The organism is Paenibacillus endoradicis (assembly GCF_024721975.1).
Genome location: NZ_JANQBB010000001.1, coordinates 316,193 through 343,186, shown reverse-complemented (window position 1 = coordinate 343,186; position 26,994 = coordinate 316,193). Strand labels below are relative to the sequence as shown.

Below are 26,994 nucleotides of genomic sequence, written 5' to 3'. Positions count from 1 at the left end.
CAACAAGGAGGATTTCACTTTCGACTTGTTGGTTTCTTCTTCTTCGATGCCGACTGAGCTACAACGATTATACCTCGTGATCACGAGTGGACGTTTTGAACTTCCTCTTCAAGTAGAGGTTCAAAACGTTCGCTCGTCAGCACCAAGAAGATGACCCACAGCGGAAACGAGTAGCACAGCGTACGTTTTGTGTACGCGAGCACACGCAGGCTTTCGATGGGGGCATCTTCGCTGCCGAATATACTCCAATGACTATACCGCGTGATCACCAGTGGACGTTTTGAACTTCCTCTTCCAATAGAGGTTCAAAACGTTCGCTCGTCAGCACCAAGAAGATGCCCCACAGCGGAAACGAGTAGCACAGCGTACGTTTTGTGTACGCGAGCACACGCAGGCTTTCGATGGGAGGCATCTTCGCTGCCGAATATACTCCAATGACTATACCTCGTGATCACCGGTGGACGTTTTGAACTTCCTCTTCCAATAGAGGTTCAAAACGTTCGCTCGTCAGCACCAAGAAGATGCCCCACAGCGGAAACGAGTAGCACAGCGTACGTTTTGTGTACGCGAGCACACGCAGGCTTTCGATGGGAGGCATCTTCGCTGCCGAATATACTCCAATGACTATACCTCGTGATCACGTGTGGACGTTTTGAACTTCCTCTTAAATTTAGATGAGTTCATTGCGGTTTTTTAGATATCTATACATAACAACCGCTAATAGCGAACATAATAGCGCACAAACCCCGATAAAGAGATAACCAGCCTGTAACCCTCTCATTAACGCCAAGCTCGTATCAGCGCCATAAGCGTTCTTGACGCCTTTAATGATAATTCCTATGAGATAATTGCCAATGACTGAGCCCAGACCCATAATCGTTGCTACAAAACCGATAACTACATCACTATCATTAGGATAACGTTTCGAGATGAATGCCATAACGGTTGGATAGATTGGTGCAACTCCAAAGCCTGCAATCGCAAAGAAAATGGCATAACTCTCCCCTCCTAACGTTGCAATAAACGTGCAGATTGCAGCAATCATGGAAACACCAATGATCGAAACGGTAAATCCAACTCGATCAATAATTGGTCCTAGAAATAATCTAGCCAATGAGAAGCCAATAAAGAACGAAGAAAGCATACTAGACGCCGCTATTGTCGTCCATCCATAGCTTTTCTCTAAAAAGTTAACTAGCCATCCACCTACAGAAAGCTCGGATACAACACCGAATGTTAATATAGCAATTAATAACCATAACGATTTGTCTCTCATTAAAGTTTTGAATGATTTACGGTCCTCTGCTTTAATGTCGTCACCAGGAAAACGACTTAATAAAGCAGGAATAATAGGAATTAATGATAGTGTAAGAACGATTAGATACATCGTTCTCCAATCGATAGCATAACCAAATAAACTAATACTCATTAATCCCGTTGCTAATAGCGGCGCTACGACAGAACTTATGCCATAAAAGAAATGTGAGAGATTCATCATCGTACCAGTATTTTTCGTAAAAATACGTGCACCTAGGATAGCCAATCCAATCTCTAGCATCCCATTTCCGATGTAAAGCACAAAATTTGAACCAATCAGCCATGTATAAGAATAGGAAAGCCATACAAGTACACCCGATACAAACATAATAATGAAGGTCATAACAGTAACAACTTTCATTCCAAACTTCCGGACGAGTAACCCTGTAAATGAACAAGCTAATAAATAGCCTAATGAATTCAATGATAATAACGTGCCGAGTTGTCCTTCATCTAGATGGAATTGCAGCTGCATTCTGGGGATAGCAGGTCCCTTAATATTTTCAGATAAGCCAAAAATGATGAACCCGATAAAAATAGTAAGCAACTGCCACGTATAATTACGTTTCTCTAACCTTGTCTCTTGTTGTAAAGATGTCATATTATAATATCTCCTATATGTATATATGATCCGATCACACAAATAACGCCCATTCATTTAAGATTTCCCATAATGAATGAGCGCCACTTTATTACTTAGTTATCAATGCCTGCTTTTTGAACTTCCTCTTCCAATAAAGGTTCAAAAAGCGGGCTTTCGCATGTCGAGAAGATGCATTCCAGCGGAAACGAGTAGCACAGCGTACGTATTGTGTACGTGAGCACACGCAGGCTTCCGATGGAGTGCATATTCGCCGTCGATTACGCTACGAAGCACCACATAGTGATCGCGAGTGGATGTTTTGAACTACCTCTAGTATTGATAGAAATCTTTCAGTTCTGATTGAATCACAACCTCAACCTGTTCATAACATTCAGAGGTCGTTTTTTCATATACTTTATTTCCATTAACTAATGCATACGGTCTAGCTCTACATAGATTACACATATTGAGACAATCGGTTCGCATCACTGCAACCTCTTCGTATACGGTTTCCAATTGTTCTAAATCCAAATTCGATAGTTCATTTCTAGTACAGGTCTCAACAACAACGATACCTAATCCCATACTAATCTCACATCCTTCATTGAAGCAAAAATCACACGAACTATTCGACTGTTCTTATGTTAAAGCTTCTATCTTTCCTTGCGCAATCAATTCTCTTCCATTCAACTCATCAAGCTTCATCTGCTCAATAAGATCATCCAAATTGTCATACTTAATCTCACCACGTAAATATGTTGAGAATGTTACCTTTACTTGTTCCCCGTACAAATCTCCTGAAAAATCAAGTAAATACGCTTCTATTTTATAGGAATCACCATTCACAGTTGGTCGATACCCCGCACTTATAAGAGTATAATACGATTGATTAGCGAATACTCCCGTAATAATCTCTGCGATTCCAAGATATATCCCAGCTTTAGGAGAATCATATTGATCAACACTTCCTCCTAAATTAATCGTTGGAAACATCAATTCTCGCCCTAGTGCAGCACCATGTACAACTTCTCCAATAACATAAGATGATCCGCTCATTCGTTGTTGCACCTCTTTCAATTTCAATACACTTAGTATACATGAATGTTTAAAAAGTGTGAAGAGAATTGCTCTCCCCACATTTGGACGCAGATACTAATCCGTTCTCTATCGAATTGTACCTACAAAAAGCACTGCCCATGCAATCATGTTAGGCAGTGCTATCGTATCTTATCTGCTTGTAATTAGTCTGTCTACTGCACCACTGATAAATCTTTAATAAAGAAATGATGATTAAAGCCAGGAGGTACATTTTCAATAATTGCATATTGCTGATAGCCATGCTTAGGGTAATATTGTGGTGCTTGAAATGTGAACGTATTTAATTTGATGTATAAGCACTTTCTCTCTCGAGCAATACGCTCAATCTCATCTAATAAATCTGATCCTAACCGTTGTCCGCGATAGCAATTATCAATCCATAGATGGTTAACCTCGATCCAATTCCATAGATGAACAGCATTAAGTCCACCAATTATTTCTTGTTGATCATTAACAATTTTCAATGTAATCGGTTCATATGTTGTAGGTGCATGCTCATTATTATAGGCAACTAATTGTGAACGAATCCATTCCCCTTCTGCTTCGCTACCTCTATTTATACTATGACTCACTGGCGCACTGCCTCCCGAAATTTATTGTTTGGTCGAGCTATACCCAATCCTTCTCGTAACGTTACATCATCATATTGTGTTTGAACAAGACCTCGCTCTTGTAACTCTGGAATAAGCTGCTCGGTCAGTTGCTGCAAACTTTCTGGAAGCACGGCAGGTATAAGATTGAATCCATCGTACCCCACATTAGTATATAAATTTTGCAGCGCATCAGCGATTTGCGTCTTAGTACCTGTAAGTGTAATCCAGTTTCTTACACCGAACCCCGCTTCACTAACTACTTCCGACTGCTGTTGTTCATATGCTTCTAGCAATTTGTCAGTTTCTGCTTCGTTATCTCCAATAATCGGCAACACATTTAGTAGCAATTGTGGTTGCTGTATAAGGAATTGTTGCTTTAATTGAAGTCGTATCTCTTCATATTTATGAATCGCTTCTGCTGTCGTCTTGACTCCAACGAGTAATATATCTGCATGTTTAGCTACTAACTCAAGTCCTAAGACAGAATCCGCCTGCTGAATTCGTACCGGATACCCTTGTGGCGGACGAATGACATTCAGTGAACCCGCTACCGAATAATACTTTCCTTTAAAGTTCAGATGATGGTGTTTACTTGGATCAGCATATATTCCTGTTTCCTTATCTCCAATAATAGCATCATCTTCCCAACTATCCCATAATGATGATGTTATATTAAGAAATTCTTCTGCCTGTTGCTTCCATTCTGATGGATCAGGTACGAGCGCTACGTCATAATGACGATACGTGCGCTCTTGATCATTAATTACGACATTCCATGCAGCACGCCCCTTACTCAGATGATCAAGTGACGCTAGCTTTCTAGCCACATGATATGGCTGACTAGTTGTAATTGGTATTGTCGCAACTAATCCAATATGCTCTGTATACGTAAGCAAAGAGCTTGTTACACTTATAGAATCCAAACGATATTGAGGACTAACTTTCAACGACTCATCCTCGTAAGTGGTTAAACCATGTAATTCATCAATTAGAATAAAATCAAACTTTGCTCTCTCTGCCTCTTGAGCAATTTTTTTGAAATAGTTACTAGTTAGACGTTCCTTAGCAATTGAATTTGAAAAATTCCATGCCCCAGGAATATAACCAGCCCCTGCGATGGATACGCCAAGTTTCATTCTTTGTTTAGATTTACTCATGATGTGCTCCTCCTCACTATTCTTTTATTAGACATTTAGATGCTGTCTCAATTGTGAACCTTCATAATCCTGTCGATATATTCCTCTAGCTTGTAATTCAGGGATAACAGAATCTACGAATTGCTCGAAGCCACTTGGGAAGTGGGGTGGTAATATATTAAAGCCATCGCAGGCGTCATTCTCAAACCATAGCTGCATCTGATCTGCCACTTGTGATGCCGTACCGTATACAGTTTTATGACCTCGAGAACCGATCATATGCTTAATAAGTTGACGAACATTCAGACCTTCACGCTTTGCCATATCTGATACAAGTTGAAAACGTCCTCTGCCTGCATTAACTTTATCTAGATCAGGAAGTTCTGGAAGTGGTGCATCGAGATCACAAGTTGTTAGATCTGTTGCTAGTACAATAGACAGCCAAGCTAGACCAAGTGAGTCGATTAACAGACTATGCATATATTCTGCTTTCTCTTTCGCTTCTTTCTCTGATGAACCGATAACGGGATAGATTCCTGGAAGTATTTTCATACTACTAGTCTCTCTTCCTACACTTTCTAGCTTACTATGAACACTTTTATAGAACAGTTGTGCTTCTTCCATTGTGTGCCAAGCGGTAAAAATAACGTCAGCATTGCGTGCAGCCAAATACTGACCTGCCTCGGAAGCACCAGCTTGAATAAGCACCGGTCTACCTTGTGGCGTAGGTGGAATATTCAGCGGACCCTCTATTCGGAATTCTTTTCCTTGATGTTGCAACTTATGAATAGCACTTGGATTAGCAAACACACGACTGATTCGGTCTTCTACGATCGCATCATCTTGCCAGCTATCCCATAGACCTGTGACGACATCGACGAATTCTTGTGCACGTTCATAACGATGAGCATGCTCAAAATGCTCGTCACGGAAATTAAGTGCCTCTTCCTTCTCTGCCGTAGTAACAACATTCCACGCTACACGACCACCACTTAGATGATCTAGACTAGCAATTTCTCTAGCTAGATGATAGGGCTCTGCAAATGAGGTGGAAACCGTTGCCGCAAGTCCAATCTTTTCCGTTACACCAATGAGAGAAGAAAGTAGCGTAATTGGTTCCAAGTGAGTATTAATGCTATGTTTAATAATCGCATCATAACGGTCAGTTACAGCTAGTCGATCTGCTATAAATAGCATATCTAATTTCCCACGTTCAGCGGTTTGTGCTATATGTTTGTAAAATTCAAAATCATTCAATTGATCAGGTCTTGCGAGCGGATCTCTCCAAGATGAAATATGATGTCCAACTCCTAACAAAAACACTCCAATACTCATTTGACGAGTAACATTTCCCATAATAATCCCTTCCTCTTATACCGTAATTAACTCCTTACCATCCACTAGCTGAGATTGTCTTATTCGAAACTTTTCTATAGAAGGTACGGATTCAATGAGCTTCTTCGTCGTTGAATGAATCGCATGACTGAATAGTTGATCGGCAACGATATACTCTACGATTTCGCCTTGCTCCATTACTGCGACTGTATCGCAGAAAAATTCGATAACTGCAAGATTATGTCCGATGAATAAATAAGTTAAGTCAAACTCATCACGTAGATCTAACAGTAAATTCAATATTTGGGCCTGAATTGACACATCAAGGGCAGATGTAGGTTCATCAAGAATAATGAATTCTGCCTGTACTGCTAGTGCTCTGGCGATCCCAATTCTTTGACGCTGTCCACCAGAAAATTCGTGTGGGTAACGATGCATATGCTCTGCCTTCAATCCAACACGTTCTAGTAGAACTATCGTTGCTGCTTCAGCCTCTTTGCGACTTGAAACAACTCCTAGACGCATCATAGGTTTAATGATCTGTTCTCCGATCTTTTTTCTCGGATTTAAAGCCGATGAGTGATCTTGAAATATCATTTGCATCTGACGATAATAACTTCGCATTTGTTTATTAGGAAGCGAAGTTATCGATTGCCCATTAATTAGCACTTCTCCTGCGGTTGGCTCTAACAATCGACATATCATTCTTCCTAAGGTAGATTTCCCTGAACCCGATTCACCAATTAGTCCAACAATTTCACCTCGATGAATCGTTAGATTAATATCATTCACAGCAATAAATTGTTGCTTTGATGAATTCTTTCTCCAAGATGGAGTACTGAATACTTTGGTTAATCCTTTTAACTCAATATATGGTTTCATGCACCTACCCCTTCCGGATAATGACATGCAACTTGTCGTTTATCACTTAATGTCGTTAGTTCAGGATTATGATGAAGACAATGGGTAGATGCTTTAGGGCATCGCTCGAAAAACACACATCCCTCGGATAATTCTAGTAAATCTGGTGCTGAACCTTCGATCTGTGGCAGACGATATTGTTGAGATTGCTCAACTGAACGAGTAACACCTGGAACGGACTCTATTAATCCTTTCGTGTACGGATGAAGTGGTTGTCTAATAACGTCCTCTGTTTTCCCAAACTCGACGAGCTTACCAGCGTACATAACGGCAACTTTATCACTTATATTAGCAACCACACCGAAATCATGCGTAATAATCATAATAGCGGTGTTATACTCCTCATTAATTTGTTTTAGCAGCTCTAATATTTGTTTCTGAATCGTCGCATCGAGCGCAGTCGTTGGTTCGTCTGCAATAATTAGCTTCGGTCGACTACTAATAGCTAATGCAATAACGACTCGTTGCCTCATTCCTCCACTTAACTCATGTGGATAGGCACGTAGTACACGCTCCGTATCATGAATACCAACTTTTCGTAATAATGCAGAAGCTTCTTGCTTCACATCTTTTCTTGAAAGTGATGGTTGATGCTTAGCGATGATTTCTGATAATTGATTGCCAATTGCAAAATACGGGTCAAGTGCGGTTAGAGGATTTTGAAATATCATTGAAATATCTTTGCCGCGTATACGATTATATTGCTTATGATCAATCTTCGTGAGATCAACTTCAACGAACGAAATACTCCCTTCCGTAATGCTTGCAATAGAACGCGGCAATAACCCCATTACAGATAGAGCAGTTACACTTTTACCTGATCCAGACTCTCCGACAATTGCTAGCACCTCACCCGCTTCAATCGAAAAATCAATTCCATTGATTGCATTAATGATGCCTGCTTGCGTCTTGAACTGTGTATGCAAGTTTTTTACTTCTAATATTGCCATAGGCTCACCACCACGAATTTAATAATGAGGATCAAAATGATTACGTAGCCCATCACCTAACCAGTTGAAACCAATCGAGACTATTAGAATAACAAGTCCTGGAATGGTAGCTGCATGATAGCTACCTTGCAAGATTACAGCCATACCATCTGAAGTCATCTTACCCCAATCCGATTGTGGAGCTTGAATTCCTAACCCCATAAAACTTAGACCAGCTGAGAAGATTATCATTTTCCCAACAAGAGAAGTAGCATATACGATCAAAGAAGTGACAACGTTAGGGAGTAATTCTGTAAAAATCAACTCGAATTTGGATGCTCCTAATACTTTTGCCGCTTCTATATATTCTTTGCCTGACTCAGCAATAACAGCGGTATATACAATTCGAGTCATATTCGGAATGAGTGCGATCGTTAATGTAATAATGACGGATCTTATACCAACCTCTAATAGTGTTGTAATCGTTAATGCCAATAAAATCGTTGGGAATGCAAACAATATGTCCATAAATCTCATAATAATCTCGCCAATTTTACCTTTCATAAACCCAGCTATCAATCCTATGGTGCCACTAAGTAATGCAGCAATAACAATAGGTATAATCGCTGTCATAAGCGACATTCTGCCACCATACATTAATCGACTCCATATATCTCGCCCCTGTTGGTCTAGTCCAAGCCAATGACCTGATGTGCCAGGCAATGCAAGGCGTAAACTATTGTCGCCAACGTTGGGTGCGTATGGAGCAAGTATTGTTGCAAATATTGAGACATATATTGCAAGAACAACAATAATGCTACCTGCAAGCACGGTACGATCATCAATCCATACTCTTTTCCACTTGGGCGAAACTGTTCGCTTATTAATGATTGGTGTAGAAGTAGGTACTATAACAGAATCATTGATTCGTATTAGACGCTTTGGCATCTCAAAACTCCTTCCTTACTATAAACATGCTACTGTCTCAGCCTAGGATTAAGATAAGTTACAAGCATATCTGTTATTAAATTAACGAGTACATACATAACCGCTACAAGTACAACACCGGCTTGAATAAATGGTATATCATGTCCCATAATTGCGTTATACAGTAATGTTCCTATACCAGGCCATGAAAAAACTGTTTCTACAAACAACACTCCACCGAGTAGGTATCCCACTTCAAGCCCAGTAATATTAATAACAGGAGAAAGTATGCTTCGTAATAAATGCTTGCCATAGATACTTTTTTTCGATAGACCATGTGAACGTAAAGTTTGCATATAATCAGCATTCATAATTTCAATTACGCTTGCTCTCACTAGTCTAGCTACGATAGCAACCGATGAAGCAGCAATGGCGATTGACGGTAGTATCAAATGCTTCAAAAGCACTGGAAAAGTTTCTTCTCCTCGCATATTGTACATTCCTGACGAGGGCAACCAGCCTAGTTGTATAGAGAATATGGAGACTAATATGATACCAAGCCAAAAGCTAGGCAGATTAGAGCCGATCATTGTAATAAGCATAATTAAGCGATCAATCCAACTATTACGCTTAATTCCGGCTATTACGCCGATCAATATCCCAAATACACAAGTTAAGATAAGCCCACCTGATGCTAAAATAATTGTGTTCGTAAATTTATCTAGTAGCACCTCGTATACCGATACTTTTGTAATATATGAGTTACCAAAATTCCCTTGTATTAGCTCACCTACCCAGTGAACGTATTGAACAAGAAAGGGGCGGTCAAGCCCCATTTCTTGACTTAGTTTAGCAATGGCTTCAGGTGTTGCATCACTTCCGAGTATCATAATAACAGGATTACCTGGACTGAAGTGAACAGCAAGGAATACGGTTAACGTGACGAATATGAGTACCGGAATGACCGCAGCGACTCGTTTCAACGTATAAATTGCCATAACCATTCTCCTTTCTAATTAAGCTTCATCGCTATTCTTCTAGCCAAACTGTTTCAAGATCGTACCAATTTTGTGAAGGTAGTACAAAACCTTTCACTTTGCTGCTAACTGCTACTAATGTACGATTACTGAATAGTGGAACAATAGCGGCATCTTCATCAATTACATCTCGTGCTTGCTTCCAATATTCTAATGATTGATCGTAGTCAACTTCGTTCATCGCTAAGTCTACTGCTTTATCAAAGTTAGCACTTGCATAATTACCATAACGACCTGTACTAGATGAGTAACCTACAATGTACAACCAATAAGGCGTAACAAAGCCCCAATCCATTGTATTAATGCCTACATCAGGTGACATAAAGCGCAATGAACCGAATGTATTGTAATCGTAAGTTTCAATTTTCACTTTAACCCCAACTTTTTCCAAATCACGCTGAATCCATTCAACATAAGATTCCGTTCCAAGATAGGTTTGTAGCGTTAACTCCAACCCATCTGGATAACCCGCTTCTGTTAATAACTGCTTTGCCTTTTCTACATCATATTGGAATGGTTTATATTGTGGATCATAAATTTCACTACCTGCGTTAACAGCGCTGTAGGCAGGAATTGCGTAACCATTCAACAAATCTTTCGCTAAACTTTCACGATCAATGGCTAATGTTATAGCTTGACGAACTTTAACATCTTGCAAATATTCATTGGCCGTATTTAATGTTAGATAGTAAACAATAGGCAGATCAGCTTGTGGAACAAGGAAACCTTCTGCTTCTAATTGAGCTAAACTATCAACTGGTGGATTTTGAATAATATCAACTTCACCGGTACGAAGAGCTGCCACTCGCGCATTGTTGTCAGAGATAGGTCGGAAAATTATTTTTTTGTTATAAGGTTGTTCTCCCCAATATCCTTCATTACGTGTTAGCACGATTTTTTCACCAATAACACGTTCTTCTAACTGGTAAGGTCCTGTGCCTGAAGGATGCTCACCATATCCATCATTACCGTAAGTTTTAATTGCTTCTGGACTAGCAATTAATCCTGAACCACCACTACCTTGCGCAAGTAAACGAAGCAACGCTGGGTAAGGATTATTAAAGGTTAAACTCACTGTATTCGTGTCTATCGACTTCACTTCTTTCAAATCATGATATGTTCTGCTCATCATAATCGAGCTCGCCTCATCAAAATACTCGAACGATTTATCCCAAGCGCGGCGCACATTGAATTCTACTGCTTCCGCATTGAAATCTGCTCCATCTTGAAACTTAACTCCTTGACGAAGATGGAACGTATACGTTCTACCATCTTCTGAAATATCCCAAGATTCTGCTAGACCTGGAATGATAGGAGCTGTCGGAGATTCTTCGCTAGATTTCGTTAAATCTTCTTTCACTAGTGATTCATGAACATTTTTATTAACAAGATAAGTCTCCCATCCACCTTCACGCGATGGATCAAGCGTACTAATATCTGTTGATAAAGCGACGATTATTGTGCCGTCTTTAATTGGCTCGTTGCTATTAGTTGTAGTGTCATTGGGTGAGCTAGTTTCCTTATTAGTTGAATTATTACTAACTCCACTTTGTCCAGTATTACTACCGCATCCGGTTAATACCATCGATAATACTAGGACTAGTGCTATAATCATCGAAAATGTGGAACCTTTCTTACTTGCTAACTCTAATGATTTCATTACAATCCCTCCAAATGTTTTCTCTATTTTTCTCACACTCTATGTTGTTTTGCCGTTGATGACTTTCTTATTACAAGATGGATTTAGTACTTGCTTCCTTCCTTGATCAAGTTCCATACTGGATCAGTAAAATGACTATGCTTCGCTTCCAAATATTGATTCGCATGTCCTCTTATCGGATCACCTGCATAAAATCTTTCATATAACTCATGTCTAGAACCGAATGGACTTCCTATTAAATCCCACGCTAACTTAAGAAGTTGAACTTTCTTCTCCGCGCTAACTGTTGCCCCTTCGAAATAGAGATGCATCTGCTTAGAGATCGGTCCATAGAAATCTTCCATACCAGAAGGTGCTTGCACAAAGCCTCCTCCTCCTATTTGCTGGATAATTTCTATTGCACGAGGATATAGCTTCGTTCCAATATTGCGCGCCGTATGAATATAAGATAGTTGCGGGATATAGATACCATTACTATCTGGCTTCGCATTACCTTCAGCGGCAAATACTAATGCTTTGATTGTATCTACCTGTGTCAGTAACTCACCTAACTTCTCTTGAATATGTAAGAAGGAATTAACACCAATAGATTCCGCTATTGCCATCCCTACACCTGTTACAAATTCTAGCTTCGCTATTTGCCTGACTGCCGTTTGATGATAAGCTAGTGCATTGGCCGTTTCATTCTCACGAAGCTTTAATACCGCGTCAGTATTGCCATAGAGTAGAACTCGCTCCCATGGAATTAATACATCGTCGAAAAATAGAACGGCGTCCATTTCCTCATATTGCGAACTTAGCAAATGTTCCTTGGCACGATCGTCTGCGAACGATTCACGGCATACAATATGCAACCCTGCTGAATTAGCTGGAACAATTAATACATGAGCGTGCTTGGCATGATCACTCTTAAGTTTTAACAACGAGAAAATAATAAAATCATGCGTATAAGGTGCACCAGTAGCGATCATCTTTGCTCCACGAACGACAATACCCTCGCTAGTCTCACGAACAACATGTAAGAAGCGCTCTGCTATTTTGTCATCATCAAGTCCACTTGCTCTATTAATTTGTGGATCTAAAATCGCAGTCGTTAAAAAGCGATCATTATCTCTAGCGTCCTCATAATAAGTGGTTATTTTAGCACTGAAATGTGGATCTAACGTACTAAGTTGATCCCTTGCCCCATACCATCCAGTAATCATCGATCTTGCATAATCCGATAGACGACTCATCATGCCATTTGTAGCTGAAGACCAATAATGAAAAGCTTCGCTTCTAGACGTTAACTCTTCTTTGGAGTAGGGAACTAGAAATGCGCGATGCGCATATGTCCCATCTTCCTTACGGAATCCCACTTTATCTTGTTCCCCTGGCGTATCCAGCATATTGAATAATCTACTAATCGTTTGTAATGTACCTTCGAAAGCTGGATGCTCACCTAGACGATCAATTTTCTTACCTTGAAGCCACACATTTCTACCATCTTCAATACTTTGAACAAACCTTTCTCCTCTAGTACACATAGGCAGCAACCCCTCCCCCTAACTATATAAAGTAGACGGATACGTATTGGTTAGCACCCAATCTCCAACACTTCGTAACTTGTATTCCACAGGATCATGAAGCGTATGGGTTCGAACATTTCTCCAATAACGATCAAATCCTTGACTTCTAGTAGCTGATCGAGCGCCCATCACCTCGAAGATACGACTTGTTACTTCAAGTGCAACATTGCCTGCATGAACGTTAGCTGCTCCAACAATAACAGCCGCTTCTCCTCTTTCTTCAATCGTTAACTCAAACCCTCGATGCCACGCTCGATCAAGCACTTGCATTGCTCGATCAGTAAAGCTTTCCGCTGCAGCAGCTTGAATCCAAAGTTCTCCGTACTGACGTTTGATCCAAGGATCATCGATCGCTTTTTCAACTCCTGAAGCAATGAACGGTCTAGTATGTGCAATGGTATACTGCTTTGCATCTTCAATTGCACCTAACGCACTTCCGACATATACATTGGTTAGCACACTTTTGGACAAAATCGGCGTCAACGTTGCAAATGCTTTACCTGCTTGCTCCTTACTTTCTAATAGTTCATCCGCAGTAATATAGACATCATCGAATTGAACCGTTCCACTACCTGTTTGACGTTGACCAATTCCATCCCAGTCATCATGCACGGTAACGCCTAATTTATTGGTTGCAATTGCTGCATGAACTAATGCATCATCACTTTCATCACGCCATGCTACAACTAAACGGTCTGAACCAGGAGAGCCAGATGAAAAATGCTTTACACCATGAATTCGATAACCCTCTCCCTCCCTTCTTCCAGTAAGTCTACGGTCAGAGTGATTAACTGAATTACCCCAGAACCAATTGTTTTCAGCGGTACCTCTTTCCAAAAACTCAACCTGTTCTGGTGTACCTATCCATCTAGCAACGAGAATATTAATACAATGGAACCCGTACAGATGGGCAAGTGACGCATCACTTTTGGCTAATTCCCTAACGACATGTAATGCTGATGACCACGGTTGTTCATACCCACCGTATTTTGTTGAGATCAACAATTTTAGCAGTCCGCTTTCACGTAATAAATTCACTTGTTCATATGCAGCACCACCTCGTTGATCTCGCTCGATTGCATCTATTGCATATTGCTGAGCCAATTGCTTAGCTTTTTCAATATAAATACAAGATTGATCTGCCTCTGCTATAGATAATGTTGTCATGTATTCCCCTCCAAACCAATGTATACATTTCCTATTGAATTACTAGGTATTTATGCTATGATTATAGCAATTTCATATTTCTATACAACCATCAATAGTTTTAGAAATGAGGTATAAACAACAGTTCAAACCATGATGATGATTTACTTTACAATGTTAGACAGATAATAAAATCCGTCGTTTCAGGATTATGCAACAAAATACCAATAAGACAACTTAAGCTATTTTGTCGTATAAGCAACAACTCGATATATACTGTCGGTTGGTTTTACAACCCAAATTACTGTTGAGAGGTGTTACTATGCCAGACAAGAAGCATAATGATCGCAGAGTATTACGTACAAAAATGATAATTAGTGAGGCATTACTTGATGTACTACACTATAAGGAATTAGAACAGATTACAGTTAGCGATATTACTGAGCAGGCTAATATCAATCGTTCTACCTTTTACTTGCATTATCAAGATAAAGATAAACTTGTAGAGGTTATGATGAAAGAAAAGCTAACTCAATTAAACGAACTTATTGCGCCTACAATACCAGTTGTGGCGCTGAAAGATATACAAATAGACGAAGATGAACCTGACTTATTTACACTTGCAATATTTCAAAATTTATCGCAAAATGAACGTTTTTATCGCATCATGTTTCAGAAAAATAGTAAGCAAATTAATGAGCAACTCTACATAACGATTAGAGAATCGCTCTACCTGCGAATTGCTGCGCTTAAAATGGAGCAAAAACTGTTTGTTCCACTTGATATCTCGTTAGACTTCATGACATCTGCAACCATTGGTATCATTCACAAATGGTTTGCTGATAAAATGGTCTATTCTCCAAGGTATATGTCCATTCAATTAACTAGAATTGCAAATCTCGGCACTAATAAAGTCATGGGTATTACTTAAGATCGAAAAAGGCATGATATAAGCTGAATTAGCTTATATCATGCCTTTTTCGGTTATTAAAAACTATAATTGTTATTGCTATATTGGGCTATCCACCATACTTAATCATGAATGACTTCAGTCCCTGCAATTAAATCATGTAAGGAGCGCTTATCTTCTCGCATACAGACCATACAAATGCTTACGATGATACCAATTCCAAAAGTGAATGCATAGACTAGCCCACTTACAACATCACGCAATAACATATTCAAAAATGTTGGAGGCATCTGATCATTGACGTTTCTAATTCTGATGTTACATAAACGCTTTCCTACGGTATAACCACTCCAAAATATAGGTAAAAGCATTGAATAGAGCACATTCACAGTGTTTTTAAATAGATCTTCAGCATGCTCCCCGATAAAGATTGAAGCAAGTAGACTTATTGGAATTCCGATAATAATACCATCTAACAATTTAGCACCAAGTCGTATCCAAAACCCTGCTTCTCTTTCCATCTTCAACCACTCCCTATACTAGTTTAGAGAAAAATAATTTCATTATTATTCAAAAAAAACTAACTAGTATATTATTACGGATCCAGCCTCTTTATTCCTTATTTTATCTAATGTAGTGATGATAAAGGGATCAACTATTATTCTCTCTGCTTCCACTAATAGCTGTCTTCCAAAACCAAGTTTTCTATATTTATCTTGTTTTTAATTATTGTTATTACGTACTTTGTAAGATTTGTTGAAGTGCATTATCAATAGTACGATATTTAAATACATATCCAGCTTTCTCTATGCGGTCTGGAATAACCCACCGGCTCTTCAAAATTAACTCAGTTTCTGTTTTTATGACTACTGCACCAAATTCAAGCATCCACTTTGGAGATGGCAATCCGAATTTTACATTCATCGTTTTCCGTAACGTATCCATCAATTCACGATTGGTTACTGGATGAGGTGCAGAACAATTAATTACTCCGCTAATCTGTGCGTTGTCTCTAATGAAGATCGTCATATCGAATAAATCTTCAATATGAATCCAGCTAAATTTCTGATTGCCAGATCCTTGCGCACCACCAAGACCAAATCTAACTAAGTTTTTGAAGGCAGTCATAACACCGCCATGTTCACCAAGTACAATTGCAAGTCTCAAGGCGACTCTTCTAGTGGCAGATAAGTCGAATGAAAAGAAAGTCTTTTCCCATTCTGTCGCTACGTCAACGGAAAACCCTGAACCAATTTCTCCTGTCTCTTCAGTCATTGGTCGGTCTTCAGCATGTCGATAAATAGTCGCTGTACTTGAATTAATCCATAATATAGGAGGATTTTCACATTCTAGTACTGCCTTACCAAGTATACGTGTTGTGTCTACTCTTGACATTAGAATTTCACGCTTGTTCTGCTCATTGTAACGGCAGTCTACTGACTTCCCCGCTAGATTGATTAGCATTTCCGAATCATTAATTGCTTCTATTATATCTGCTTCATTATCCCAAGAAATATGACCTTTTTGTCTTGAGATAATTTTCACCTCATAACCCATATTTCGAAATTTTTCATTGAAGTATATCCCGACAAAACCAGTCCCACCCGCTAAAACGACTTTCTTCTTCATAGAATCAACTCATTTCTCTTTGAGATTAGGTTGTTATAACATATATCCTAGCATAATAAAACCAAAATTTACCTGTTAATTCCAACAAAAAAAAGAACAAACACCTTACTAATTCTGTGCTTGCTCTGCATGCTATTAGATAATCATGCTAAATATAACATTAGTTTCTCGATAATGGTAAAATAAGTTAACGTAACTATATCTTTTATGAATTGATATTTAAACGTATAAGGAGGAGACAGAAAGAGTAATGGTTAAATTAAAATGGTTGCTCATTTCAGTAGTTCTGCTTGTTTTTTCTTTCTTACTTATCCAAACATATGAAAAAGAAATATTCGGTTCAGATCAATTATCTTCTAAAAATAATAATAATAACAACATAGAAGTCCGAAGAGATAAATATAATTCACGAAATTTTATGTGGTCTGGAATCTTTCCTTTGTACGGTGGTTTCATCTCTGAAATTAATGAGAGAAATGTTCTAGATATATTGGACTTTTCGCTTTCGGCAGATCAGATTGATCTATTATTACATCATGCTAACAGTAACTTTTATCAGTTATATACCGAATATTTAAATCAGGATTACGCATCTAATCAAATTAATTCTAAAGATGATAAGGCTATTAACCTTACTGCCTATTACAGAGCTACACTAAATATTAATAACAATAAGATGAAGGATATTATTGATAAAGAGTACAGTTTGAAAGTACATAATCGATATGAGTTTATTACATCTATCCATAATGTGAAATTATCAAATTACTCAGATGCTAGAAGGAGTCCACACTCCCTAATCCAAATAAACTATAAAAAGCATTGATTCAGAACAACCTAAATCAATGCTTTTCTATTGTACTAGTTGTAAATATTAATCTCTCGGATCGACCACCAACTTGAAGAAGTGCCAGTCTGAACTATTTTAATGTAACGAGCATGTTGAGTTGCGAAGTTAATCGGAATTACTGGTCCGGTTCCTGATCCAACAGCAATAGTGCTACCCCAATTCGTTCCGTCATTCGATACGAATACCTCGTAACCACGGGCATAATCATCATTACTTCCTGTAGAATCCATGACAATTTTGTTAAATTCTTTAACAGCCAACATGTCTAATGTAATGGATTGCCCAGGTGTCATAGCGGCTCCAGTACTCCAACGCGAGGACATACTGCCATCTAATAAATTAGCTGGCACATCGCCACTTATTGGAGAGGATGATGCAACCCATCCCGTCCTGTCAAGTGCATTTCCTGTTCCCCCACCAGAGGTAGTTGCGTTTACTGTACTGCTCGCAGCAGATATGTTGCCTGCTGCATCTTTGGCTTTAATAAAGTAGTTATATGTGGTTGCTGGAGTTAGACCTGTGTCAATGTAAGTGGTTGAAGTGGATGAACCAACGATAGCACCATTGCGATAAATATCATAACTTGATACAGCATCATTATCGCTCGAAGCATTCCAGCTCAAGTTAATTTGGCTATTTGAAGCAACTGTTACCATCAGATTCGCAGGGACACTTGGTGCTACTGTATCAACTGGAACCATGCTACCGAATACATTGAATTCTCGAATAGACCACCAGTTAGTTACGGTACCGGTCTGTACTACTTTAATATAACGTGAGGTCTGAGATGAAAAATCAACTGTAATTATTGGGCCTGTGCCAGAACCACTAGATATAGCAGTTCCCCAGTTTGTACCATCATTTGAAACGTATACTTCGTAACCTCGTGCGTAGTCCAGATCACTACCAGTAGAATCCATGACGATCTTACTTATGTTTTTCGCTGATTTCATATCTACTACGATGGATTGCCCAGGTGTCATAGCAGCTCCAGTACTCCAGCGCGAGGACATATTTCCATCCAATAGATTTGCTGCTACATCCCCACTTGCAGGATTGGAAGATGCTGTCCAGCCAGTTCGGTCTAGCGCTATAGCCACTCCCCCTGCTAATGTGACGGCAGTAACAATGTTACTTGAAGCTGAGAGGTTGCCCGCCGCATCCTTAGCTTTAATAGAGTAGCTATATAACGTTGATTCAAGTAATCCTGTATCCGTATATGAAGTCTGAGTTGACGATCCGACAAATGAACCATTGCGATAAATATCATATCCGATGACACCAACATTATCTGTAGATGCCGTCCAATTTAAATTAATTTGGCTATTTGACGAAGCTATCGCCGATAGATTCGTTGGCACACTTGGTGCAACCGCATCTGCAGTTCCATTGCCTACAAATTCAGTTACCGTTTGTCGCATTGCTCCAGCAGGCGAATTGGCATATACTTTTTCGCCGATCTTGTTAATGATATGTGTTATTTCACTTCCAGCTGTTCCAGACAACCATATTGTGGTCGCATGATGAATTTTCACACCTGGTACATTCGGTACCTCTATCGCACTTTCTAGCTTAACAGGTGCATCTCTAAAGAAAGAATATATGCCTAGACCCCATGCTTCATGATCTGTAACGGTGTTTGCTACTTTATATGAAGCGTATCCGTCGACAGTTCCATTCTGACTCATCCAAGCTTCTTGACTTGGAACATCATAAGGAATTTCGGACTGATAGAAATAAAGTCGCCCTCCATTCCCATTCCAAATCGTCTGATATTCATTGTGATGCTCGTTAAACAATCCGTACAAAGTAACGTTATTGCCGTTGACAACAAGACCATTCTTAGAGACGTTACTATCCCATCCCGCTCCAGCACCATGATCGGCCCGCCATATCCAAAAATGATCGCCAATAACATTATTGCTGTTAATCTTTAATGCTACATCATTTTTACCGTTAGTAGCCCCTCCGGTTCTGAACGTAAGATCATGAAGAGAGACAGGATTCGTTACATGTGTATTGGAGCTTCCATTAGGTCCTACTTCCAGTAATGTAGATGAGTTAACAGGACCAGCATCAAAGACAATTCCTGCAATTTCCACACCATCAATATCGGCAACTGACATTGCAATTTGTCCATTGTCTGGTATTAAAGTAGGTAATCCGATTCCCAGTACTACTGTATTAGGATTCGTTATTCTAATCGTGTCATTCAGATGGTAATTGCCTGGTGTAAATAATAGGTTCTTTCCTTGACTAAGCGCCATGTTAATACTTGCTGCAGTAGATGTATCTTCACGAGCAATATAGAACTGATCAATAGAAATAGATTTTCCTGGTGTGGACCCGTTTGCCCAGCTGATACCTTGTGTATTCGTTTGCAATGATGGAACAAACACCTGGTATTGACCAGCATTATCTATATAGAGATAAGGTTTTTCTCGTATGACAGGTGTCTTCTCAACAACTGTATACGGAGGATCAGGAAATTGCCCGGTAGGCGGATTACTATCACCTACGAAGACCATATTCCAAACCCCATTTGTCCAATTGTTGTATTGACTGTTTCTCGAAAACCATTGTTGTTGTGAGGCTGGAACAATCGGACCATCGACGATCGAATCAGCTAAGTATCCACCACTTGCCCAACCTGCGTTCCAGTTAGAGTCAAAATCAAATAGATCTAACTCACCCTTAACATGCAATCGTCTTAATGGTGCTGCTTGTGATACAGCGATTTGTGTTTTTCCGCTCAAGGGATTAATGGTTAGATTTTCAATCGCACGCCAAAAATTGCGCGTCGCATTACCGTTATCCCAGTCTGCATTGACGTTCAAACCGCCTGATATCGTGACATCTCCTGGATTTTTCCCAAGACCTGCTACATGTGTATAGAAGCCTACATTAAAATCTACATTATAACTACCAGGCTTGAAGAGAAATGCATAACGATCGCTTCCAAATTCATTAGATTCCTGGTTGCTGAAGACTGAATTTGTAATGCTTTGAATTTCCGAAGAGGACATCGTCGGTTCGAAAACATATACATTTGGCCCAAATATAGACGAATTTGCTGAAGTTACAGGAACAGCGGCTGTTGAAATACTAGGATGTATGTAGCATAAACTAATTAGGATAGCGAACATTGAGATTGTGGAGATCATTCTTTTCAAGTTTTTCAATTATTTTCCCTCCTATAATTGGATTAACTAAAGTTGATTAACTCCTTCTTGCTCTCCTACGAGATAATTAGTAAGCGTTTACATCTTTATTAATCAACCTCCCTCACCACAACTAATTTTCATAGATAAACAACTCTTAGACTAAGAAAGAAATCTTTTACAGCGTTAGCTTTACAAGCTTACAAATCAATTATAGATATTAGATTCAACAATAATAATATGGCAAATTTTAGAAATACTGCATTGTTTTTCAGAAAGTCGACGTTATTAAGATAAAATCAAACATCCTTAGAGGCAGTTTCAATCAACCTTTAGTACACTCTCAAAAGGCTACATTTTTATAACAAATAAAGACGTCTAAAACCTGTATACAGACAGGTTTCAGACGTCTTTATTTAGCAACGAACTAAATGTTAATTATAATAATTGGCTTAAAGTCTTAGCTTGAATATCAAGCCTGCCAGCAGATTCACCGATTCCTACAAACTCATCGACAGCTTGTTGTATTAGCTGCTGACTATTATCAATAGTCCCCTGGGATTCTTTTGTGCCTCTACTAACCTTGTAGACCTGTTCAGAAATCCCTTTCACCGTAGCTCGTATCTCGTTAGCACCTTCTTCAACTTGATTCGCCAACTTTCGAACCTCGGTAGCTACTACTTCAAAACCTCGACCATGTTCCCCCGCATGCGCAGCCTCTATCGCGGCATTCAAGGCAAGTAGTTTCGTTTGGGAAGCAAACCCACGGATTGTCTGGACAGCACCTTGTATCACAGTAGTCTGTTCCTCTAAGTCATGAAGCAAGTTTAAGTTGCTCTCATTGCCATTAATCACTTGTTCTATTGCCTCGGCGACTTGTTGTGTACGGTTTATACCATCTTCAGTACGTTGGAGTAAATTTTCAGCCATTTGCTGTAATTCAGCAGTTAGTTTAGAAGCCGCAGTTTCCCTCGCCGTAATATCAGTTGCTACTTTAAGGACAGCTACGATTTGTCCATCCTCATTACAAACTGGCATGTACGTAGCTTCAAAATAGAGTATCGTTCCATCTTTAGCTACGCGAGTAATTTTCTCTTGAAATTTCAGCCCACTTCTTAAGTCATCCCATAGCTTTGAATACTCTGGGCTTTGAGCAAAATCCACTGTGCAAAACTGACTATGATGCATACCAGCTATTTCGGAAACTTTGTAACCTAATGCCGAAGCAAAGTGATCATTAGCCCAAAGCACATCTCCTAGTGAATTAAATTCTATCATAGCAAGAGATTGCTCTAATGCAGCCAAAACTGCTTGTCCTTCTAAAACTTGCGTACTTTCATATACTGCCAATTTCTCCATATAACATCGCACTTCCTCAAAATAAATTAATACATTAAAAATTCTAAAAGACTATTGATTAGTATACAGGAAATAGTGTCGTATAAGAAGAATAATTTACATTAAAAGTCAAAAATACACCCCCTAGAATAACATCGGTTTAGCCTCAGGCTTTCTAATGTCTATTCTATGAGGTGCATATTAATTAAGAGAGATATCTCTCTATATTATCGATCTAATAATTAACTCCACAAACCAGCTTTTTCAAGCTTCTTCTTACCTTTAAAGGCTAGGATTACAGCGAAGACATTAACGACCATCATTATTCCAACTGCATAAAGAATTGCTGTATAGCTTTCTGTAATTTGAACAATATATCCATAAGCAGGTAAAGCAACCATGCCTGCAATAGCAAGTCCCATAACAGCAGTCGAATATATCTGACCATATTCTTTATTACCGAATAGTGCAGTTGTAAGAAGCGGTCCTAATGTTCCAATTGATGCAACAACAAATCCAAAAATAGCAATAGCGATATTAAACATTGTTGCATTATCAGCAACAGTTATAAGCATAATAACTGGAACTAGTCCAAGTAGCATTGCAAAGATCGCAGTGTTTTTCGCACCAATTTTATCAGTTAACATACCGAATGCCAATGCACCAATTAAAGTACCAATCTGCCATCCGCCCATTGCAGAACCAGCAAATACAATATCATAACCTATGTTCATTGCAAACGATGATACATATTGACCGAAACTACCGATTGAAGTTACACAGAAGAAGAAAATAAGTAAAGCATAAAAAGAAGATGATTTTAATGCAACTTTGGCAGTGACACCTTTTACTACTACTTCTTTTGGTGTTGTATCTTCAACTTTCACTTCCTCAGCGCCTAAAGCTTGTAAACCTTTTTGCCCAGGAGACTTTCTAATTGTAAGGATTACCGTTGGAATAACGATAACCATTACTAATACTCCCAAGAAGATATACGTATATCTCCAACCTTCGCTATTAATTAAGTTACCTGCCATTGGTTGAAGGATAGCTCCAAATAATCCACCGGAAGCGACCATAATACCTACAGCAAGACCATTATGTTTTTTGAACCAGTTGTTAATTAATACTGGACCAGCCATTTGCGTAACAAAGATAGAACCGATGGACATTGGAATACAGAACAAGTACCAACCCCATACTGAATTCATAAACCCAAACATTGCAAAGGAACCTGCTTGCAATATTATTGCTACCACTAACAATTTTCTAATATCATACTTAGCAATCATTTTACCAGCGATTGGCAAGAATATCATTGTGACGATCGACGAAATACTAAAGTACAACGTCAAGTTCCCCATACCGATACCTAGATCTTCTGTGACCGGAGTTAAGAACAATCCACCGGCCGTCATAATACCGCCCTTAGCCAAACCGACCATCAAAGCTAGTCCTAATAATACCCACCATGCATAGTGAATCTTTTTCTTCTGCTGATTCATGTAGTATCCCTCTTTTTCGTTTCTATTAAAGTTGTCTAGTTAGTAAGTTAATCGATTAGCGTAATTTAATAGAACCACCATCAACCATAATTGTTTGACCTGTAATATAATCAGAGTCTTCGCTTGCTAAAAATACTGCTACACGACCGATATCATCTTCAAGTTCACCAAGTCTTCTCATAGGGATCTTACTTAGCATTCCTTGATAGTACTCTGGATTTTTCTCAGCCCATTCGATCAAACCAGGTGATTTTGCAATTGGAGCAATGATGTTTACATTAATACCAAATGGACCGAATTCATTAGCTGCTACTCGAGTAGCAGCACGAATTGCTTCTTTTGCTGCTGCATAAGAAACTTGATTCACGTCACCGTTAATTCCAGCACCTGATGCAAAGTTAATAATTTTACCTTGTGTTTCTTTTAAGTAAGGTAGTGCTGCTTGCATAAAGTAGAATGTTGGATAGAATCCAGTATTGAATGAAAGATCAAAGTCAGCTTGAGTTGTATCTTCAATTGAATTCATTCGTGAAGCATGTGCGTTATTTACCAAAATATCAAGTCTACCGTATTTATCAGCAACTTGTTTTACGATCCCAGCTAATTTATTATGTTCAGCAAGATTTGCTTGAATAAACATAGATTCTGGAGCGAACTCTTGCAATTCTTTGATTGTTTGGTTACCTAGCTCTTCATTAAGGTCAACCACAACAACCGTTGCACCTTCTTTAACAAATGCAGTTGCCATTCCTTTACCAATACCACCAGCTGCTCCAGAAATTAAAGCGATTTTACCTTCTAGTTTTTTCATGATGTGAGTTCTCCTTTAGTAAAAAAAGTTTTAATAAAAATGCTTACTATAAAATTGAATTCAAGCAATACATAATTCAACTAATGTTAGCTCTAAGTTACGATGTTATTTATCGGAAAATCACCCTTAAAACTTCCATTAGCGAAGTTACTATATTTTTTATAGCCAGGCATTTGATTATGATAGTCCAATTATCAAAATGTGTCAATAAAACGAACGAATTAATTTTGAATGTAAAGATATCCATATGAATTAAAGAAATTGGGCAAGTAATAAAAAACGTATATAAACATTGACTTTACGGGCATAAATACTCATTTAATTCAAAGATTTTAGTGCCTATCCCACAATAATGTTCATAATAGGGACTAAATTTTCACACAAAATACAAGCATTATTACGTGTTCATTCTAACAACTGTAACAAATTAGACAGAAACCATCCGTGATTGTATTATAAATCACATAGTTGTTTTCATATGATTTCACTTATTCGGACACGATAAATAGCAAAGGCAGATCACTCGACGAGAATGATCAACCTTTGCTTTAGTCTGTTAGTTTGTTGTCCTTATTATTTCATTCTACATTGGAATAATAAGGACAACTATGATCTATTTACAGAGCCCAATCTTCACAATTCCATACATCAGTTACAATATCTTTATAGAATTCTGGTTCATGACATACTAGCAGTATGCTGCCCTTATAATCTTGTAATGCTCGCTTAAGTTCTTCTTTCGCATGTATATCTAAATGGTTTGTCGGCTCATCCAACACCAAGATGTTGGAGGGTTTATTAATCAGTTTACATAATCTAACTTTTGCTTGCTCTCCACCGCTTAATATATTTACTGGACTTTCAATATTTTTTCTTGTTAAGCCGCATCTAGATAATTGTCCCATGATTTCTTTATTCGTTGAATTAGGAAATTCATTCCAGACATCATCTATAACCACATTTGTATTTACTTCAAGTATTTCTTGTTGAAAATATCCTATTTCTTGGTAATTACCTAAATTAATTTCACCGCTTATCGGTGTTAAAACTCCTAATAAACTTTTCAGAAGTGTCGATTTCCCTAATCCGTTAGTACCAACGATAGCAATCTTTTGTTCACGCTTCATTTTTAGATTCAACGGTTTACTTAGTGGCTTGTTGTAACCAACAACTAAGTTCTCAACTTCGAAAATCATTTCGCCTGATGATCTTGCTTTCATAAAGTTAAATTGAGGTTTTATGTTCTCACTCTTAATTTCTATTCTCTCAATTTTATCCAGTTTTTTCTCTCTTGATTTTGCTTGTTTTGAAGTGGATGCTCTTGCTTTATTTCTAGCAATATAGTCCTCTAGCTTAGCAATTTCTCTCTTTTGCTCTCTAAATTCGATTTCTAGTTGTTCCTTCTTAATTGCATAAACTTTCAGATAATTTTCATAATCTCCTACATATCTTGTTAAAACTTTATGCTCAAGATGTTGGACGACATTAATGACACTATTCACAAAGTCAGTATCATGAGAAATTAATACAAATGCATTTTCATAATTATTCAAATACGTTTGCAACCACTCGATATGCTCTACATCAAGATAGTTGGTTGGCTCATCTAACAGTAAAATATCTGGCGTTTCTAACAATAATTTCGCAAGCAAAATCTTTGTTCTTTGTCCACCACTTAATGAAGACGCATCTCTCTCTAACAGTTCAAGAATACCAAGTCCTAAAGCAGTTGTTTGTATTTTGGAATTAATATTGTAAAAGTCATTCGTATCAAGCATTTCTTGCATATCACCAATTTTAGCTAGTGCAATGTCCATTTCTGCTTCGCTTAATTCCCCAAGTTGGCCATACAAATCGTTAATTTCTTGCTCTGCATCAAACAAAGTCGAGAATGCTTCTTTCAATATATCTTCTACAGTTTTTCCTTTGTTAAGGTCAGCGTACTGATCCATATAACCAACACTAATCTTGCTACCCCAAGTTACTTTTCCGTTATCAGGTAATAACTGATTAGTAATAATTTTCATTAAAGTAGATTTACCTTCACCGTTTGCTCCTACCAGTGCGATATGCTCTCCTTTTAAAATTCGGAAAGATACTTTATCAAATATTATTCTTTCTCCAAATGAATGGCTCATTTCTTCAACTGTTAAAATACTCATGAATAATCAACGCCCTTTTCTATGCTATTCTATAAATTTGTTAGTTTTCCTTATTAAAGCTTAATGATTACCAATATATATCCATAAAAAAGCAGTAATAGCTTAGAATAACGCTAATTCTAAGCTATCACTGCTTTATATTAACTATTATTAAGTTATGGTATTTGTATCAACTAACTCCGTATTTAGAGCTTCTTACTACCTATCATTTAAAGTTCGAAACAGCCATTTTTTATAACAACGCTATTAAGTATATCATAAACTATACTTACGCGAAATGATTAACAATCTTTAGTAATTTTCCGCAATGAATAATATGCTTCCTTATCATAGAAAAAAGGACACAAAATGCTGTGTCCTCGTTAATTACTTCTTTAT

The 26,994-nt window shown here is 38.3% G+C and carries 22 protein-coding genes; 2 read left to right on the top strand and 20 right to left on the bottom strand.

Features of this window, described 5'->3' with window-relative positions; translation table 11 throughout:
- Positions 1-670: 670 nt before the first annotated feature.
- The 13 genes from NV377_RS01430 to NV377_RS01370 all read right to left on the bottom strand — a co-directional run bounded on the left by NV377_RS01430 (position 671) and on the right by NV377_RS01370 (position 14,271).
- A complete protein-coding gene (locus NV377_RS01430) occupies positions 671-1,918 on the bottom strand; it encodes an MFS transporter (protein ID WP_258199398.1) in 1,248 nt (415 codons plus the stop codon).
- Between the two features lie 312 nt (positions 1,919-2,230).
- On the bottom strand, positions 2,231-2,485 hold the full coding sequence (locus tag NV377_RS01425) for a DUF1450 domain-containing protein (RefSeq protein WP_258199397.1): 255 nt from the start codon (positions 2,483-2,485) through the stop codon (positions 2,231-2,233).
- Positions 2,486-2,539: 54 nt separating this feature from the next.
- A complete protein-coding gene (locus NV377_RS01420; RefSeq protein WP_258199396.1) occupies positions 2,540-2,956 on the bottom strand; it encodes a riboflavin kinase in 417 nt (138 codons plus the stop codon).
- Positions 2,957-3,150: 194 nt separating this feature from the next.
- On the bottom strand, positions 3,151-3,570 hold the full coding sequence (locus NV377_RS01415; protein WP_258199395.1) for a GNAT family N-acetyltransferase: 420 nt from the start codon (positions 3,568-3,570) through the stop codon (positions 3,151-3,153).
- Positions 3,567-4,748 carry an LLM class flavin-dependent oxidoreductase gene (locus NV377_RS01410; RefSeq protein ID WP_258199394.1) on the bottom strand — a complete coding sequence of 394 codons (1,182 nt, stop codon included), beginning with the start codon at positions 4,746-4,748 and terminating at the stop codon, positions 3,567-3,569. The genes NV377_RS01415 and NV377_RS01410 overlap by 4 nt, the downstream gene beginning before the upstream one ends.
- Positions 4,749-4,775: 27 nt before the next feature.
- Complete coding sequence (locus NV377_RS01405) at positions 4,776-6,083, bottom strand: LLM class flavin-dependent oxidoreductase (RefSeq protein ID WP_258199393.1); 1,308 nt, start codon at positions 6,081-6,083, stop codon at positions 4,776-4,778.
- Between the two features lie 15 nt (positions 6,084-6,098).
- Positions 6,099-6,944, bottom strand: coding sequence for an ATP-binding cassette domain-containing protein (locus tag NV377_RS01400; RefSeq protein WP_258199392.1), 846 nt, complete (start codon positions 6,942-6,944; stop codon positions 6,099-6,101).
- The gene (locus NV377_RS01395) at positions 6,941-7,933 is read right to left on the bottom strand and encodes an ABC transporter ATP-binding protein (protein WP_258199391.1); all 993 of its coding nucleotides are present in this window, start codon (positions 7,931-7,933) and stop codon (positions 6,941-6,943) included. The genes NV377_RS01400 and NV377_RS01395 overlap by 4 nt, the downstream gene beginning before the upstream one ends.
- 18 nt (positions 7,934-7,951) lie before the next feature.
- Positions 7,952-8,860, bottom strand: a complete 909-nt coding sequence (locus tag NV377_RS01390) for an ABC transporter permease (protein WP_258199390.1) — start codon at positions 8,858-8,860, stop codon at positions 7,952-7,954.
- 29 nt (positions 8,861-8,889) lie between these two features.
- A complete protein-coding gene (locus tag NV377_RS01385) occupies positions 8,890-9,837 on the bottom strand; it encodes an ABC transporter permease (RefSeq protein WP_258199389.1) in 948 nt (315 codons plus the stop codon).
- Positions 9,838-9,868: 31 nt separating this feature from the next.
- Positions 9,869-11,536: an ABC transporter substrate-binding protein gene (locus NV377_RS01380; RefSeq protein WP_258199388.1), complete on the bottom strand. Its 1,668-nt coding sequence runs from the start codon at positions 11,534-11,536 to the stop codon at positions 9,869-9,871.
- An 83-nt stretch (positions 11,537-11,619) separates the two neighbouring features.
- The gene (locus NV377_RS01375) at positions 11,620-13,062 is read right to left on the bottom strand and encodes a 4-hydroxyphenylacetate 3-hydroxylase family protein (protein ID WP_258199387.1); all 1,443 of its coding nucleotides are present in this window, start codon (positions 13,060-13,062) and stop codon (positions 11,620-11,622) included.
- 18 nt (positions 13,063-13,080) lie between these two features.
- A complete protein-coding gene (locus NV377_RS01370) occupies positions 13,081-14,271 on the bottom strand; it encodes an acyl-CoA dehydrogenase family protein (RefSeq protein ID WP_258199386.1) in 1,191 nt (396 codons plus the stop codon).
- A 301-nt stretch (positions 14,272-14,572) separates the two neighbouring features.
- Here NV377_RS01370 and NV377_RS01365 point away from each other — a divergent pair, with 301 nt between their 5' ends.
- Positions 14,573-15,181: a TetR/AcrR family transcriptional regulator gene (locus tag NV377_RS01365; protein ID WP_258199385.1), complete on the top strand. Its 609-nt coding sequence runs from the start codon at positions 14,573-14,575 to the stop codon at positions 15,179-15,181.
- A gap of 101 nt (positions 15,182-15,282) precedes the next feature.
- Here NV377_RS01365 and NV377_RS01360 read toward each other — a convergent pair whose 3' ends face one another.
- Together NV377_RS01360 and NV377_RS01355 are read right to left on the bottom strand one after the other, a co-directional pair.
- Entirely contained in the window at positions 15,283-15,681 is a 399-nt protein-coding gene (locus NV377_RS01360; protein ID WP_258199384.1) for an RDD family protein, read from the bottom strand.
- A 214-nt stretch (positions 15,682-15,895) separates the two neighbouring features.
- On the bottom strand, positions 15,896-16,789 hold the full coding sequence (locus NV377_RS01355) for a TIGR01777 family oxidoreductase (RefSeq protein ID WP_258199383.1): 894 nt from the start codon (positions 16,787-16,789) through the stop codon (positions 15,896-15,898).
- Positions 16,790-17,039: 250 nt separating this feature from the next.
- Between NV377_RS01355 and NV377_RS01350 the strand changes: the two genes are divergently transcribed.
- On the top strand, positions 17,040-17,615 hold the full coding sequence (locus NV377_RS01350) for a hypothetical protein (protein WP_258199382.1): 576 nt from the start codon (positions 17,040-17,042) through the stop codon (positions 17,613-17,615).
- 35 nt (positions 17,616-17,650) lie between these two features.
- Here the strand turns inward: NV377_RS01350 and NV377_RS01345 are convergent, their stop codons facing one another.
- The 5 genes from NV377_RS01345 to NV377_RS01325 form a co-directional block, all read right to left on the bottom strand.
- Positions 17,651-20,803 carry a pectate lyase-like domain-containing protein gene (locus NV377_RS01345; protein ID WP_373425797.1) on the bottom strand — a complete coding sequence of 1,051 codons (3,153 nt, stop codon included), beginning with the start codon at positions 20,801-20,803 and terminating at the stop codon, positions 17,651-17,653.
- Positions 20,804-21,238: 435 nt separating this feature from the next.
- On the bottom strand, positions 21,239-22,159 hold the full coding sequence (locus NV377_RS01340) for a methyl-accepting chemotaxis protein (protein WP_258199380.1): 921 nt from the start codon (positions 22,157-22,159) through the stop codon (positions 21,239-21,241).
- Positions 22,160-22,380: 221 nt separating this feature from the next.
- Positions 22,381-23,643 (bottom strand): MFS transporter, encoded by a 1,263-nt coding sequence (locus NV377_RS01335; RefSeq protein ID WP_258199379.1) that lies wholly within the window; start codon positions 23,641-23,643, stop codon positions 22,381-22,383.
- Positions 23,644-23,698: 55 nt separating this feature from the next.
- Positions 23,699-24,454 (bottom strand): SDR family NAD(P)-dependent oxidoreductase, encoded by a 756-nt coding sequence (locus NV377_RS01330; RefSeq protein WP_258199378.1) that lies wholly within the window; start codon positions 24,452-24,454, stop codon positions 23,699-23,701.
- A 617-nt stretch (positions 24,455-25,071) separates the two neighbouring features.
- A complete protein-coding gene (locus tag NV377_RS01325) occupies positions 25,072-26,616 on the bottom strand; it encodes an ABC-F family ATP-binding cassette domain-containing protein (RefSeq protein ID WP_258199377.1) in 1,545 nt (514 codons plus the stop codon).
- Between the last annotated feature and the right edge of the window lie 378 nt (positions 26,617-26,994).